Origin of the sequence: Streptomyces sp. NPDC056600, assembly GCF_042792855.1 — a bacterium.
Classification (GTDB): domain Bacteria; phylum Actinomycetota; class Actinomycetes; order Streptomycetales; family Streptomycetaceae; genus Streptomyces.
The window spans coordinates 1-15,082 of record NZ_JBHTVQ010000012.1 but is presented as its reverse complement, the minus strand read 5'-3'; the positions used below and the strand labels follow the sequence as shown (position 1 = coordinate 15,082).

Here is a 15,082-nt window from a genome sequence, read left to right as displayed (position 1 = left end):
CCCTGCGTGTCGTCCGGCCCCGTCCGCCCCGGGGGTGCGGGTCAGGCGGGCCAGTAGGTGCGGGCCCAGGCGCCCGGGCCCGGCTGCGGGAGCCGACGCGCGGCCAGGGCGGCCGGGTCGGACCAGGCGTCCCGCGTCCCGTCGGTCCCCTCCCCCGGCGCCGCGGCGACGGCCGCGGCGCGGGCTCGGACCACCGCCAGTGCGGCGGCCAGCTCCTCGGGTGTCGGGTTGCCGCGCACGACCTTGATCGTCATAGCCAGGACCCTTCCTAGAGCGGGATGTTGCCGTGCTTCTTCGGCGGAAGTGATTCCCGCTTGGTGCGCAGATGACGCAGCCCGCGGACGATCTGCGAGCGGGTCTGGGACGGTGCGACCACCGCGTCCACGTAACCGTTCTCCGCGGCGATGTACGGGTTCAGCAGGGTGTCCTCGTACTCCTGGATCAGCCGCGCCCGCACCGCCTCGAGATCCTCGCCGTTGGCCTCGGCCTCGGCGAGGGTCCTGCGGTGCAGGATGTTGACCGCGCCCTGCGCGCCCATCACCGCGATCTGCGCCGTCGGCCACGCCAGGTTGAGGTCGGCGCCCAGGTGCTTGGAGCCCATCACGTCGTACGCGCCGCCGAACGCCTTCCGGGTGATCACGGTGATCAGCGGGACGGTGGCCTCCGCGTAGGCGTAGATCAGCTTGGCGCCGCGGCGGATGATGCCGTCGTGCTCCTGGCCGACGCCCGGCAGGAAGCCGGGGACGTCCACGAACGTCAGCACCGGCACGTTGAACGCGTCACACGTCCGGACGAACCGCGCCGCCTTCTCGCTGGCCTTGATGTCCAGGCAGCCTGCGAACTGCATCGGCTGGTTGGCGACCACGCCCACCGGGCGGCCCTCCACGCGGCCGAAGCCGGTGAGGATGTTCGGCGCGAACAGCGGCTGCGTCTCGAAGAACTCCCCGTCGTCCAGGATGTGTTCGAGCACGGTGTGCATGTCGTACGGCTGGTTGGCGCTGTCCGGGATCAGCGTGTCCAGCGCCAGGTCCTCGTCGGTGACCGTGAGGTCGGCCTCCTCCGGGAAGGACGGCGGCTCGCTCAGGTTGTTCGACGGCAGGTACGACAGCAGCTGCTTGACGTACTCGACCGCGTCCTTCTCGTCGCCGGCCATGTGATGGGCCACGCCCGAGAGGGAGTTGTGGGTGTGCGCGCCGCCCAGCTCCTCGAAGCCGACGTCCTCGCCGGTGACCGTCTTGATGACGTCGGGACCGGTGATGAACATGTGCGAGGTCTTGTCGACCATCACGGTGAAGTCGGTGATGGCGGGCGAGTACACGGCGCCGCCCGCGCAGGGGCCGACGACCAGGCTGATCTGCGGGATCACGCCCGAGGCGTGCGTGTTGCGGCGGAAGATCTCGCCGTACGCGCCCAGCGAGGCCACACCCTCCTGGATGCGGGCGCCGCCGGAGTCGTTGATGCCGATGACCGGGCAGCCGGTCTTCAGCGCGAAGTCCATCACCTTGGCGATCTTCTGCCCGTAGACCTCGCCGAGGGCTCCGCCGAAGACGGTGAAGTCCTGGGAGAACACCGCGACCGGACGGCCGTCGACGGTGCCGTAGCCGGTCACCACGCCGTCGCCGTACGGCCGGTTCCGCTCCAGGCCGAAGTTGGTGGATCGGTGCCGGGCGAACTCGTCGAGCTCCACGAACGAGCCGTCGTCCATGAGGAGTTCGATCCGCTCACGGGCGGTCAGCTTGCCCTTGGCGTGCTGCTTCTCCACCGCCTTGCCCGAACCGGCGTGCGTGGCCTGCTCGATGCGGTTCCGGAGATCCGCCAGCTTGCCCGCGGTGGTGTGAATGTCGCCCTGCTGCAGCTCTTCCGGCTCGGCCATCGGGGGTGCGGCTCCCTGCTGGTGGTGTGTGGTGACGTCGGTGTTCGGCGTGGAGTGGGGTGTCGGCGGGAGGATGGTTACTCAGCCGTAGCGTAATGGCGGACCGCCTGTCCGGCAGTGCGGCGTATCCCACACCTACGCTGGGTTGCATGACGCCGCGTGATCGCTCAGAACGCCCTTCCTCCCCCGGCGACGGGGTCCCGGCCGCCGGCCGCTGGTCGGACCTCGGCCGCCCGCCCCTGAACGCCGCCGCGCTGCGGCGGGCGCTGGTGCGGGAGGACTCCGTGTGGACCGCCCTCGACGTCGCGCAGGTCACCGGCTCCACCAACTCCGACCTGGTCGCGGCGGCGCGCGCGGGCCGGGCCGAGGAGGGAGCGGTACTGGTGGCCGAGGAGCAGTCCGCGGCGCGGGGGCGGCTGGACCGGGTGTGGTCGGCGCCCGCCCGCTCGGGGCTCTTCTTCTCCGTGCTGCTGGCCCCCAACGACGTCCCGGTGACCCGCTGGGGATGGCTGCCGCTGCTCACCGGCGTCGCGGTGGCGACCGGGCTGGCCCGCACGGCCGGTCTCGACACGGCCCTGAAGTGGCCCAACGACCTGCTGGTCACGGTCGACGGGCAGGAGCGCAAGGCCGGCGGGATCCTCGCGGAACGGGCCGGCACCGAGGGCGTGGTGGTGGGCGTCGGCCTCAACGTCACGCTCCGTGCGGACGAGCTGCCCGTGCCGACGGCGGGCTCCCTCGCGCTGGCGGGCGCGGAGGTCACCGACCGCGACACGCTGCTGCGCGGCGTCCTGCGCTCCCTGGAGCAGTGGTACACCCGCTGGCGGGTGGTCGGCGGGGACCCCGAGATGAGCGGGCTCCTGGAGACGTACGCGGCGGGCTGCGCGACCCTCGGGCGGCAGGTGCGCGCCCTGCTGCCGGGCGGCGACGACCTGGTGGGCGAGGCCACCGCGCTCGACGGCGACGGCCGCCTCGTCATCACCGCCGCCGACGGCTCCCGCCACCCCGTCTCCGCCGGCGACATCGTCCACCTCCGCCCGGCGTGACGCGCGCCCGCCCACGCGGGGTGGTGAGGGCCTCGGAGCGGTGCGCCCGGGGCACACCACTCCGGCGGTGCGATCGGGGAGTGAGCTGCGGCACACCTGCCGTAGAGTTGAGGCCGGTCCAAACCTGACCTCGGCAGATCGGAAGGGCAACAGGCGTGACCGTCGACGACGCGGGCTCCGGCACCGGCGGACATCCCGGACCGGACGGCGACCCCCGGCCCGGCCCCGGCCGCGCTGCCGACCGCTCCGCCGACGCCTCCCCCGGCCCCCGGCCCGCCGCCGCTGAGGCCGCGGCCGACTCCGGCCCGGGCTCCGGCTCCCGTGACTCCGACGGCTCCGCGGCACACGCCGACGGCGGCTCCGAGGGTGAGGGCGCCGCCGGGTCCACGGACGGCGCCGGCCGGCCCGGCAGAGCCGGCGACGAGCGCCCGTTCTCCGGCTCCGACCACGGCGAGGAACCCACCGCCGCCGACCGCACCGCCGCGCAGAACACCACGGGCACGTCCGACGAGGACCCGCTGGCCCTGCGCCTGGAGTCCCTGATCCTCGGCGCCGAGCGCCGCTACAGCCCCTTCCAGGCGGCCCGCAGCGCGGGCGTCTCCATGGAGCTGGCCTCCCGCTTCTGGCGCGCCATGGGCTTCGCCGACATCGGCCAGGCCAAGGCCCTCACCGAGGCCGACGTGCTCGCCCTGCGCCGCCTGGCCGGTCTCGTCGAGGCGGGCCTGCTCAGCGAGGCCATGGCGGTGCAGGTCGCCCGCTCGACCGGCCAGACCACCGCCCGTCTGGCGGAATGGCAGATCGATTCCTTCCTGGAGGGCCTCACCGAGCCCCCCGAGCCGGGTATGACCCGCACCGAGGTGACCTACCCGCTCATCGAACTGCTCCTGCCCGAGCTGCAGGAGTTCCTCGTCTACGTCTGGCGCCGCCAGCTCGCCGCCGCGACCGGGCGCGTCATCCAGACGGCCGACGACGAGGAGATGGTCGACCGCCGCCTGTGCGTCGCCTTCGCCGACCTGGTCGGCTTCACCCGGCTGACCCGCCGCCTCGAGGAGGAGGAGCTGGGCGAGCTGGTGGAGGCGTTCGAGACCACCGCCGCCGACCTGGTCGCCGCGCACGGCGGCCGGCTGGTGAAGACCCTCGGCGACGAGGTCCTCTACGTCGCCGACGACGCGGGCGTCGCCGCCGACATCGCGCTGCGTCTGATCGAGACCCTCTCCCACGACGAGACCATGCCCGAGCTGCGCGTCGGCATGGCCTTCGGCACCGTCACCACCCGGATGGGCGACGTCTTCGGCACGACGGTGAACCTGGCCTCCCGCCTCACCTCCATAGCCCCGAAGGACGCCGTCCTGGTCGACAGCGAGCTGGCCCAGGAGCTGCGCCGCACCCAGGACGCGCCGGCCGCCGAGGAGCAGGTCAAGGAGGACGAGGAGGAGCGGTACCGGTTCGCCCTGCAGCCCATGTGGCAGCGGCCGGTGCGTGGCCTCGGCGTGGTCGAGCCGTGGCTGCTCACCCGGCGGGGCAACCGCCCCTGACGCCCTGAGATGATCCCCGGCGACAACAGTGCAGTCGTCGAACCAGGAGGTCGTCCACCATGAGCGAGCACCAGGCCCCAGCGGAACGCGCACGGGGCGCGGAGCAGGCGGAGCCGAAGGACGGCGAGCGGTACGGGGAGTTCGTGCGGGTGGTCCGCCACGGGTACGTCGCCGAGCTGGTGCTGGACCGTCCGCGGGCGATGAACGCGGTCTCCACGGACATGGCCCGCTCCCTCACCGCCGCCTGCGACGCGCTGTCGGCGGACCCGGACGCCCGCGTGGTCGTGCTGACCTCCAGTCACGAGCGGGCGTTCTGCGTGGGCGCGGACCTCAAGGAGCGGAACGGCTTCAGCGACGCGCAGCTGCGGCTTCAGCGGCCCGTCAACCGGGCCGCGTACACGGGTGTGCTGGAACTGCCGATGCCGACGATCGCCTCGGTGCACGGCTTCGCCCTGGGCGGCGGCTTCGAGATCGCGCTGTCCTGCGACCTGATCGTCGCGGACCGCACGGCGGTGGTGGGGCTGCCGGAGGTGTCGGTGGGCGTCATCCCCGGCGGCGGCGGCACGCAGCTGCTGCCGCGCCGGGTGGGCGCGGCGCGGGCCGCCGAGCTCATCTTCACCGCGCGGCGGGTGGAGGCGGCCGAGGCCCGTGACCTGGGCCTGGTCGACCTGCTCGTGGAGGAGGGCACGGACCGCGAGGAGTCCCTGGCCCTCGCCGCACGGATCGCCGCGAACTCCCCCGTGGGCCTGCGCGCCGCCAAGCGGGCGATGCGGCTCGGCTGGGGCAAGGACCTCCCCTCCGGCCTCGACCTCGAGGACAACGCGTGGCGCACGGTGGCGTTCTCCGGCGACCGCGCCGAGGGAGTCGCCGCGTTCAACGAGAAGCGCCGCCCGAACTGGCCGGGCGAGTAGACCGCGGGCCGGGCCGGGCCACGACGGCACGGCCCTGCCCTGCCCCGCCCGGCACGGCACGGCTGAACGGCGCGCGAGGGCGACGTCTGGTGGTGCCGGTGCGGCTGCCCGGGCACACCGCGCCGGCGTCCGCCGCCTCGACGGCGGGTCGGGGCACGATGGGGCGAGGCATGACCCGGCTCGACGGCGGGTGGGTGCACGGTGGGGCGACGCTCGAGCGCCCGGTTCGGCGGGCGCGGCCCCGGACGATGTGTCACTCCGGTGCGAGGGCGGGGGTCGACTTCCGCTGCGCTGCGGCTCGACGGGGAGCGGGTCCGCGGTGGAGCGGCCCGCGCCCGGCTCGACCGCGGGTCAAGTGGCGGTGGAGCGGCGCTTGTCCCCTCTCGACGGCGAGTCGGGCCGCGGTCGAAGGAGGCTCGCATGCCTCGACGGCGGCTCGGGCCACAACGGAGCGGGGACTGACCCGCCTCGACAGCAGATCGAGGCGCGGTGGAGGAAGCCTGCTCCCGCCACTGGCAGGTCGGCTCGTGGTGGAGCGGGACTCGCACCGCCCCGACAGAGCGGTCGGCCCGCGGTCGAAGGGGGCTCGTACGCCTCGACGGCGGGTCGGGCCTGGGTGCAGCGGGGCTCGCGCCGAGTCGACGGCGGCTCGGGCCGCGACGGAGCGGGGGCTGACCCGCCTCGGCGGCGGGTCGCGGCGCGGTGGAGGGGTGGGCGGGGCGCCCCCGTGGCCGGCCACGTGAACGGCACGCGGGTGTCGCTCCGAACGGGGCGCCGCCGGCCGGCGGCTGGGGCGGCGCCGGCCGGGTGGACCGGTGGCGCCGCCCCGCGCGCGTCGGCGGTGCCCCGCCCGGCCCCCGTCGTGCGGCGGGGTCAGCCCGCGACGGCCGGGGCCGGGTCGGACGGCGCCGCCGGCGGCTGCTCGGCCCCGGAGCCGGAGGCGGCGTCGGGGCCGGCGGCCCGCGGCCGTCCCGGCGAGGACAGGAAGAGCAGGATCAGCACCAGCACCGCCGCGAGGACCGCGAACGCCTTCACCCCCACCAGCGCGAACGCCGCCGCGCCGAGGACTCCGTGCACCACGGCCACCGTCACCAGCACGCCCGTACCGAACCGTCCCGGCGCGCGGTTCCGGACCGTGGAGACCACGACCAGCACGCCGCACCCCACGAAGAAGAGGGCGAACAGCACCGCCCCCACGCGCGACGACCGCGCCACCATGTCCGGGTCGAGGCCCGCCAGCGACATCTGCTGGTTCTGCACCATCATGGCCAAGAACCAGTTGAGCCACGCCACCCCGGCCGCCTCGGCGAACATCGCCACCGCCAGGACGAAGCCCACCGTCCTGCGCACCACCGGCCCCACCCACTTCCGCTGATTCCGCCGTGCCCTGGGGCTGGAAGAGCCCTCCGCAAGGCTCCCATTGGCCCGCCCGGCGTATTACCCGGGGTACTTCCCAAGGTGGCGTGAACGTTACTCACGGGTAAGAGAAGCGACAAGAGTTCCGGCGACCGCAAAGATTCCACGAGGTGTTCGTAGGGACCCGACAAAGAAACACGGCCCGCGGCGGCGTGGCTTTACAGAGACCTGGGCCACATCGCCGGGCTAGGGTTTCCGGGGGGAGTCCCGCACCGCCCGGTGCTACAAGGGATTTCACGGTTCGGCACCCGCCGCCAGGCCCTCGCTTCACACTCCGTGTGGGCAAGCTCACCACTGTGTACGGGTCGTAGTGACGTGTCGGCAGTCCCTAAACTCGGCTTGTTTCAAGGAGGGAGCCTCAATCGTGCGCAAGGTGCTCATCGCCAACCGTGGCGAAATCGCAGTCCGCGTCGCCCGGGCGTGCCGGGATGCCGGTATCGCGAGCGTGGCCGTATATGCCGACCCCGACCGGGACGCTCTGCATGTGCGGGTCGCGGACGAGGCGTTCGCCCTCGGCGGTGACACCCCGGCAACCAGCTACCTGGACATCGCCAAGGTGCTCAAGGCCGCCGCGGACTCCGGTGCGGACGCGATCCACCCCGGCTACGGCTTCCTGTCCGAGAACGCGGAGTTCGCGCAGGCGGTGATCGACGCCGGGCTGAACTGGATCGGTCCGCCGCCGCAGGCCATCCGTGACCTCGGCGACAAGGTGGCCGCCCGTCACATCGCGCAGCGCGCGGGCGCCCCGCTGGTCGCCGGCACCCCGGACCCGGTGTCCGGCGCCGACGAGGTGGTGGCGTTCGCCAAGGAGCACGGCCTGCCCATCGCCATCAAGGCGGCCTTCGGCGGCGGCGGCCGCGGCCTGAAGGTCGCCCGCACCCTCGAAGAGGTGCCGGAGCTCTACGACTCCGCCGTCCGTGAGGCCGTCGCGGCGTTCGGCCGGGGCGAGTGCTTCGTCGAGCGCTACCTGGACAAGCCGCGTCACGTCGAGACCCAGTGCCTCGCCGACAAGCACGGCAACGTGGTCGTGGTCTCCACCCGTGACTGCTCCCTGCAGCGCCGCCACCAGAAGCTGGTCGAGGAGGCCCCCGCGCCGTTCCTCTCCGAGGCGCAGGTCGAGGAGCTGTACGCGGCGTCCAAGGCCATCCTCAAGGAGGCCGGCTACGTCGGCGCGGGCACCGTCGAGTTCCTGGTCGGCGCGGACGGCACCATCTCCTTCCTCGAGGTCAACACCCGTCTCCAGGTGGAGCACCCGGTGACCGAGGAGGTCGCCGGCATCGACCTGGTGCGCGAGATGTTCCGCATCGCCGACGGCGAGGAGCTCGGCTACGGCGACCCCGAACTGCGGGGCCACTCCTTCGAGTTCCGCATCAACGGCGAGGACCCGGGCCGCGGCTTCCTGCCCGCGCCGGGCACCGTCACCGTCTTCGAGGCGCCGTCCGGTCCGGGTGTCCGCCTGGACGCGGGCGTCGAGTCCGGCAGCGTCATCGGCCCGGCCTGGGACTCCCTGCTCGCGAAGCTGATCGTCACCGGCCGCACCCGCAAGGAGGCCCTGCAGCGGGCCGCGCGGGCCCTGGACGAGTTCAAGGTCGAGGGCATGGCCACCGCCATCCCGTTCCACCGAGCGGTGGTCCGCGACCCGGCGTTCGCCCCGGAGCTCACCGGCTCCGAGGACCCGTTCACCATCTACACCCGGTGGATCGAGAGCGAGTTCGTCAACGAGATCCCGCCGTTCGCGGCCCCGGCCGACGCCGAGGGCGACGACGAGGGGGACCGCGAGACGGTCGTGGTCGAGGTCGGCGGCAAGCGGCTGGAGGTCTCGCTGCCCTCCTCGCTCGGCATGTCCCTGGCCCGCACGGGGCTGGCCGCGGGCGCCAAGCCGAAGCGGCGCGCCGCGAAGAAGTCCGGGCCGGCCGCGTCCGGCGACACCCTCGCCTCTCCCATGCAGGGCACGATCGTCAAGGTCGCGGTCGAGGAGGGCCAGGAGGTCAAGGAGGGCGACCTGATCGTCGTCCTGGAGGCCATGAAGATGGAGCAGCCGCTGAACGCGCACCGGTCCGGCACGGTGAAGGGGCTCTCCGCGGAGATCGGCGCCTCCATCAGCTCCGGCGCCGCCATCTGCGAAATCAAGGACTGACCCCACCGGGGACCCCGTCCACCCCGCCGCCCGCGCCCCCACCGGCGCGGGCGGCGTCGCATTCCGGCCCACGCCGTCCCCGCAGTCACGACCGACCCGCCGCACACGCCTGCGGGCGGCTCCGCCTCCGGGCGCCCGTGCCGTCCTGTCCCTGCGGGGGCCGCGCCTTCCACCCCCTGCGGGCGGCTGGGCCGCCCAGGGGGGGCGATGGGGGTACCCCCTGGACGAAGTCCTTGGGGGAGGCGGGCGCAGGGCGGCGCCTCCGCGGCGGGCGGCTCGCTCCACCATGCGCAGGCCGACCCTGCCGTACGCACGGGATCCGTACCGCAGCGCGGCACAGGGTTGAGCCCCGGTGGGCAGCGCCGCTTGTTCCCCCGACCCGCCCCCTCTCAGGAGGGAACTGAGGTTCCGGGTGCGAGCCGACTCGTGAGGACGTGAGGCCCTGCGCCCACCCGTGCCGCCCAGCGGCACGATTGCCCGCAGGGGCGCAGGGGGTGGAACCGGCACCGTCCCTCAGGGCGAGGCTGCACAAGTGCCCGCAGGGGTGATGGGGGTGCAACCGGCGCCGTCGCCCCAGGGCGGGGCGGGGTGACGCGGCGTTCGGGCCGGCTCCGCACTCGGGCCGGGCCCCGCTGAAGGGAGCCCCTGCTCCGTGAAAGGGAAGTCCCTTCAGAGGGGCGGGGTCAGCGGCGGCGCATGTCGGCGACGCGGGCCGCGGTCCGCTCCTGCTGGGCGCCCTCCCCGAGGACGGACGCGGCGCGAAGCTGCGGCCCCCCGGGCGCGTGCCCCCGCCGCGGCCCCGGCAGCGGCACGTCCCGCCGCTGACGCCCGCTCCCCGGCGGCTCCGCCCGCTCCGACCCCGGCGTCCCGGCCACCGCGATCTGCACCCCCTGGTCGGCCAGCGCCTGCAACTCCGTCGCGGAGCGCTCGTCGTGACCCGGCGGCTCGTCCGTCACCAGACGGGTGATCAGCTCCGTCGGAACCGTCTGGAACATCGTGTCGGTGCCCAGCTTGGAGTGGTCCGCCAGGACCACCACCTCGGAGGCGGCCTGCACCAGCGCACGGTCGACGGACGCGGAGAGCATGTTGGAGGTGGACAGGCCCCGCTCGGCGGTCAGGCCGCTGCCCGACAGGAAGGCCTTGGAGACCCGCAGCCCTTGCAGGGACTGCTCCGCCCCGCTGCCCACCAGCGCGTAGTTGGAGCCCCGCAGGGTGCCGCCGGTCATCACGACCTCCACCCGGTTGGCATGGGCGAGCGCCTGTGCCACCAGGAGGGAGTTGGTGACCACCGTCAGACCCGGCACCCGCGCGAGCCGGCGGGCCAGCTCCTGCGTGGTGGTGCCCGCCCCGACCACGATGGCCTCGCCCTCCTCGACGAAGCCCGCGGCGAGGTCGGCGATGGCGGTCTTCTCGGCGGTGGCGAGATGGGATTTCTGCGGGAAGCCCGACTCCCGCGTGAACCCGCCGGGCAGTACCGCACCGCCGTGACGGCGGTCGAGGAGTCCTTCTGCCTCCAGCGCGCGCACGTCCCGCCGCACGGTCACTTCGGAGGTCTGGACGACGCGGGCGAGCTCACGGAGCGACACCGCTCCGTTGGCGCGCACCATTTCGAGGATCAATTGACGACGTTCTGCAGCGAACACGAAACTGACAGTAACCCCAACGACCGCCGGGTTTCAGCAGTTTGCGGCGAATTGCAGAAGATGTACGCACTCGAGGGTCCAGGGTGGTATAAGGCGTCGCGCGGGGGACTATGCCACACGCATGGGCGGCGACGGACCGTGATCGGCGAAGTCGGCCGGCTCCGCACGGGCCCGGAAACGCCAAGCGCCGGCCCCGAGTTGGGGCCGGCGCCGCGGTGGAGAAGGGGGCGTCAGGACTTGCGGGTGTGCAGCTGACGCGCCACCTCGGCGATGGAGCCGGACAGCGAGGGATACACCGTGAACGCGTTTGCGATCTGCTCCACGGTCAGGTTGTTGTCCACCGCGATGGAGATCGGGTGGATGAGCTCGGAGGCGCGCGGGGCGACCACCACGCCGCCGACCACGATCCCGGTGCCGGGCCGCGCGAAGATCTTCACGAAGCCGTCCCGGATGCCCTGCATCTTGGCGCGCGGATTGCGCAGCAGCGGCAGCTTCACCACCCGGGCGTCGATCTTGCCGGCGTCCACGTCGGCCTGGGTGTAGCCGACGGTGGCGATCTCCGGGTCGGTGAAGACGTTGGAGGAGACGGCCTTCAGGTTGAGCGGGGCCACCGCGTCGCCCAGGAAGTGGTACATCGCGATCCGGCCCTGCATGGCCGCCACCGAGGCCAGCGCGAAGACGCCGGTGACGTCGCCGGCCGCGTAGACGCCGGGCGCGGTGGTCCGGGAGACCTTGTCGGTCCAGATGTGGCCGGAGTCCTTCAGCCGGACTCCGGACTCCTCCAGGCCCATGTCGTGGGTGTTGGGGATCGCGCCGACCGCCATCAGACAGTGCGTGCCGCTGATGACCCGGCCGTCGGAGAGGGTGACCTCGACCCGGTCACCCACCCGCTTGGCGGACGCGGCGCGCGAGCGGGACATCACGTTCATGCCGCGTCGGCGGAACACGTCCTCCAGCACCGCGGCGGCGTCCGGGTCCTCGCCCGGCAGCACCCGGTCGCGGCTGGACACCAGCGTGACGCGGGAGCCCAGCGCCTGGTACGCGCCGGCGAACTCGGCGCCGGTGACGCCGGAGCCGACCACGATGAGCTCCTCGGGGAGCTCGTCGAGGTCGTACACCTGGGTCCAGTTCAGGATCCGCTCGCCGTCGGGCCGAGCGTCGGGCACCTCACGGGGATGGCCGCCGGTGGCGATCAGTACGGCGTCCGCGGTGAGCGTCTCCTCGCTGCCGTCCACCGCCCGCACGACCACCTTGCGCGAGCCGTCGGCGGCCTGCAGGCCCTCCAGGCGGCCGCGGCCCCGCAGCACCCGGGCGCCCGCCCGGGTGACGGAGGCGGTGATGTCGTGCGACTGGGCCAGCGCCAGCCGCTTCACACGGCGGTTCACCTTGCCCAGGTCCACGCCCACGACGCGGGCGGGAGAGTCTATGTGCGGGGTGTCGTCGGCGACGATGATCCCCAGCTCCTCGTACGACGAGTCGAAGGTGGTCATCACCTCGGCCGTCGCGATGAGCGTCTTCGACGGCACGCAGTCGGTCAGCACCGACGCACCGCCCAGACCGTCCGCGTCGACGACGGTCACCTCCGCGCCGAGCTGCGCGGCGACCAGGGCCGCCTCGTATCCGCCGGGCCCGCCACCAATGATCACGATCCGAGTCACGTGCCCCATTGTCCCGCACCCTTCAAGATCACACCGCCCGGGGTCCGCCGACGCCGCCTCATGGGGGCGCCGGGGCCGCTGTGCGAGGACGGAAACGACACGGCAACGATCGGGCCGCGAACCCTCTCGGATCTACGCGCGTAGGGGTAGAAGGGATAGGGTCTGGCGGGTGAACGCTTCTCTTCTTCGGGACGACCCCTACGCGGCCGCCACGGCGGCGGCCGACCGCCTCCGGCAGCTCACGGGCGCCGAGACCCACGACGTCGCCCTGGTGCTGGGTTCGGGCTGGGCCCCGGCCGTCGACGCCCTCGGCACTCCGGAGACCGATCTGGAGGTCACCGAGCTCCCCGGCTTCCCGCCCCCGGCGGTCGAAGGCCACGGCGGGCGCGTCCGGTCGTACCTGCTCGGCGACCGCCGGGTCCTGGTCTTCCTCGGCCGCACCCACTACTACGAGGGCCGCGGCGTCGCCTCCGTGGTCCACGGCGTGCGCACCGCGGCCGCCGCGGGCTGCCGCACGGTGGTGCTCACCAACGGCTGCGGCGGCCTGCGCGAGGGCATGCGTCCCGGCCAGCCGGTGCTGATCTCCGACCACATCAACCTGACGGCCACCTCCCCGATCGTCGGCGCGAACTTCGTGGACCTCACCGACCTGTACTCCACGCGCCTGCGCGAGCTGTGCCGTGAGGTCGACCCGAGCCTGGAGGAAGGCGTCTACGCGCAGTTCCCCGGCCCGCACTACGAGACGCCCGCCGAGATCCGGATGGCCCGCGCGATCGGCGCGGACCTGGTCGGCATGTCCACCACCCTCGAGGCGATCGCGGCCCGCGAGGCCGGCGCCGACGTGCTGGGCGTCTCCCTGGTCACCAACCTGGCGGCCGGCATGACCGGCGAGCCGCTCAACCACGAGGAGGTCCTGCAGGCCGGCCGCGACAGCGCCACCCGCATGGGCGAGCTCCTCGCCCGGTTGCTGCCGCGACTCTGACCGCGCCGCGCCCCGCGCGCGCCGGGGCGGGCCCCCACGAGGGTGCGGCTCCGCCCCGGCGGACTTCCCGTCCCGGGGAGGCCGGCCCCCGGCAGGACGACCCGCCCCGGGCAGGCCGGGTTCACGGACCGGGAGCGGAATCCCCGTGCGGGGGAACCCGCCCCACCGCGAACCGAACACCGAACCGGAGGACGTACCCACCGTGCAGGACACCCTGATCGCCCGGGCGCAGGCCTGGCTCGCCGAAGACCCGGATCCGGACACCCGGGCGGAACTGAGCGCCCTGATCGAGGCGGGCGACGAGGCCGCGCTCGCCGAGCGTTTCGCCGGCACGCTCCAGTTCGGCACCGCCGGCCTGCGCGGCGAACTGGGCGCGGGCCCGATGCGGATGAACCGCTCGGTGGTGATCCGCGCGGCCGCCGGCCTGGCCGCCCACCTGCGCGCCCGCGGCCAGGGCGACGGGCTGGTCGTCGTCGGCTACGACGCCCGGTACAAGTCCGCCGACTTCGCGCGGGACACCGCCGCCGTGATGACCGGCGCGGGACTGCGCGCCGCCGTGCTCCCCCGGCCGCTGCCGACGCCGGTGCTGGCGTTCGCGATCCGGCACCTGGGTGCGGTGGCCGGCGTCGAGGTCACCGCCAGCCACAACCCGCCGCGGGACAACGGCTACAAGGTGTACCTGGGCGACGGTTCGCAGATCGTCCCGCCGGCCGACGCTGAGATCGCCGCCGAGATCGCGGCGGTGGCCTCGCTGCACGACGTGCCACGGCCGGAGTCCGGCTGGGAGATCCTGGACGACTCCGTCCTGGACGCCTACCTGGCGCGCACCGACGCGGTGCTCGCGCCGGGCTCCGCGCGGACCGCCCGGACCGTCTACACGGCGATGCACGGCGTCGGCAAGGACGTGGTGCTGGCGGCCTTCGCCCGCGCCGGGTTCCCCGAGCCGGTGCTGGTCGCCGAGCAGGCGGAGCCCGACCCGGCCTTCCCGACCGTGGCCTTCCCCAACCCGGAGGAGCCGGGGGCGATGGACCTCGCCTTCGCCACCGCGCGCAAGGCCGTCCCGGCCCCCGACCTGGTGATCGCCAACGACCCGGACGCCGACCGGTGCGCGGTCGCGGTGCCGGACGGCTCCGGCGACTGGCGGATGCTGCGGGGCGACGAGGTGGGCGCGCTGCTCGCCGCGCACCTGGTGTCCCGGGGCGCGCGCGGCACCTTCGCCGAGTCGATCGTGTCGTCCTCGCTGCTCGGCCGGATCGCCGGGGCGGCGGGCCTCGGGTACGAGGAGACGCTCACCGGCTTCAAGTGGATCTCCCGCGTGGAGGGCCTGCGCTACGGCTACGAGGAGGCCCTCGGCTACTGCGTCGACCCGGACGGCGTGCGGGACAAGGACGGCGTCACCGCCGCGCTGGCGATCACCGAGCTGGCGTCCGGGCTCAAGGAGCAGGGGCGCACCCTGCTCGACCTGCTCGACGACCTCGCCGTGGAGCACGGTCTGCACGCGACCGACCAGCTGTCGGTGCGGGTCGCGGACCTGTCCGTCATCTCCGACGCGATGCGGCGGCTGCGGGAGAACCCGCCCACCCGCCTGGCCGGCCTCGCGGTCACCAGGGCCGAGGACCTGTCCGAGGGCACGCAGACGCTGCCGCCGACCGACGGGCTGCGCTACACGCTGGACGGCGCGCGGGTGATCGTGCGGCCGAGCGGCACGGAGCCGAAGCTGAAGTGCTACCTGGAGGCCGTGGTCCCGGTCGCGGACCACGCCGGCCTCCCCGCCGCCCGCGCCCGCGCCGCCGAAACCCTGACCGCCCTCCGCACCGACCTGGCCGACGCCGCCGGCCTCTGATCCCCCGAGTGGGGTGAGCCCCGGTTTCACTGCTGGAGCAG

11 protein-coding genes are annotated in these 15,082 nt (G+C 73.8%); 6 read left to right on the top strand and 5 right to left on the bottom strand.

The window, feature by feature from the left end; all coding sequences use genetic code 11:
* Positions 1-41: 41 nt before the first annotated feature.
* Positions 42-254: an acyl-CoA carboxylase epsilon subunit gene (locus ACFRAV_RS08940; protein WP_382552905.1), complete on the bottom strand. Its 213-nt coding sequence runs from the start codon at positions 252-254 to the stop codon at positions 42-44.
* 14 nt (positions 255-268) lie between these two features.
* Positions 269-1,873, bottom strand: coding sequence for an acyl-CoA carboxylase subunit beta (locus ACFRAV_RS08935; RefSeq protein ID WP_382552903.1), 1,605 nt, complete (start codon positions 1,871-1,873; stop codon positions 269-271).
* Between the two features lie 149 nt (positions 1,874-2,022).
* Between ACFRAV_RS08935 and ACFRAV_RS08930 the strand changes: the two genes are divergently transcribed.
* The 3 genes from ACFRAV_RS08930 to ACFRAV_RS08920 all read left to right on the top strand — a co-directional run bounded on the left by ACFRAV_RS08930 (position 2,023) and on the right by ACFRAV_RS08920 (position 5,362).
* A complete protein-coding gene (locus tag ACFRAV_RS08930) occupies positions 2,023-2,916 on the top strand; it encodes a biotin--[acetyl-CoA-carboxylase] ligase (RefSeq protein WP_382552901.1) in 894 nt (297 codons plus the stop codon).
* Positions 2,917-3,071: 155 nt separating this feature from the next.
* A complete protein-coding gene (locus ACFRAV_RS08925; protein ID WP_382552899.1) occupies positions 3,072-4,451 on the top strand; it encodes an adenylate/guanylate cyclase domain-containing protein in 1,380 nt (459 codons plus the stop codon).
* Positions 4,452-4,510: 59 nt separating this feature from the next.
* Positions 4,511-5,362, top strand: coding sequence for an enoyl-CoA hydratase/isomerase family protein (locus ACFRAV_RS08920; protein ID WP_382552897.1), 852 nt, complete (start codon positions 4,511-4,513; stop codon positions 5,360-5,362).
* Positions 5,363-6,235: 873 nt separating this feature from the next.
* Here the strand turns inward: ACFRAV_RS08920 and ACFRAV_RS08915 are convergent.
* Positions 6,236-6,715: a hypothetical protein gene (locus ACFRAV_RS08915; protein WP_382552895.1), complete on the bottom strand. Its 480-nt coding sequence runs from the start codon at positions 6,713-6,715 to the stop codon at positions 6,236-6,238.
* A 427-nt stretch (positions 6,716-7,142) separates the two neighbouring features.
* On the opposite strand from ACFRAV_RS08915, the gene ACFRAV_RS08910 reads away from it, so the two are divergent.
* The gene (locus ACFRAV_RS08910) at positions 7,143-8,915 is read left to right on the top strand and encodes an acetyl/propionyl/methylcrotonyl-CoA carboxylase subunit alpha (RefSeq protein ID WP_382552893.1); all 1,773 of its coding nucleotides are present in this window, start codon (positions 7,143-7,145) and stop codon (positions 8,913-8,915) included.
* Positions 8,916-9,598: 683 nt separating this feature from the next.
* Here the strand turns inward: ACFRAV_RS08910 and ACFRAV_RS08905 are convergent.
* Together ACFRAV_RS08905 and ACFRAV_RS08900 are read right to left on the bottom strand one after the other, a co-directional pair.
* Positions 9,599-10,558: a DeoR/GlpR family DNA-binding transcription regulator gene (locus ACFRAV_RS08905; protein ID WP_351117094.1), complete on the bottom strand. Its 960-nt coding sequence runs from the start codon at positions 10,556-10,558 to the stop codon at positions 9,599-9,601.
* A gap of 230 nt (positions 10,559-10,788) precedes the next feature.
* Positions 10,789-12,225 (bottom strand): NAD(P)H-quinone dehydrogenase, encoded by a 1,437-nt coding sequence (locus ACFRAV_RS08900; RefSeq protein WP_351117096.1) that lies wholly within the window; start codon positions 12,223-12,225, stop codon positions 10,789-10,791.
* Positions 12,226-12,385: 160 nt separating this feature from the next.
* On the opposite strand from ACFRAV_RS08900, the gene ACFRAV_RS08895 reads away from it, so the two are divergent.
* Both ACFRAV_RS08895 and ACFRAV_RS08890 read left to right on the top strand, forming a co-directional pair.
* Entirely contained in the window at positions 12,386-13,198 is an 813-nt protein-coding gene (locus tag ACFRAV_RS08895) for a purine-nucleoside phosphorylase (protein ID WP_382552890.1), read from the top strand.
* A 202-nt stretch (positions 13,199-13,400) separates the two neighbouring features.
* Positions 13,401-15,041 carry a phospho-sugar mutase gene (locus ACFRAV_RS08890; protein ID WP_382552888.1) on the top strand — a complete coding sequence of 547 codons (1,641 nt, stop codon included), beginning with the start codon at positions 13,401-13,403 and terminating at the stop codon, positions 15,039-15,041.
* Positions 15,042-15,082: the final 41 nt, after the last annotated feature.

Bases quoted from the DNA above. Each gene is read 5' to 3' on its own strand.
- ACFRAV_RS08930 (WP_382552901.1), top strand. From the start codon at position 2,023: ATGACGCCGCGTGATCGCTCAGAACGCCCTTCCTCCCCCGGCGACGGG.
- ACFRAV_RS08935 (WP_382552903.1), bottom strand. From the start codon at position 1,873: ATGGCCGAGCCGGAAGAGCTGCAGCAGGGCGACATTCACACCACCGCG.
- ACFRAV_RS08900 (WP_351117096.1), bottom strand. From the start codon at position 12,225: ATGGGGCACGTGACTCGGATCGTGATCATTGGTGGCGGGCCCGGCGGA.
- ACFRAV_RS08940 (WP_382552905.1), bottom strand. From the start codon at position 254: ATGACGATCAAGGTCGTGCGCGGCAACCCGACACCCGAGGAGCTGGCC.
- ACFRAV_RS08920 (WP_382552897.1), top strand. From the start codon at position 4,511: ATGAGCGAGCACCAGGCCCCAGCGGAACGCGCACGGGGCGCGGAGCAG.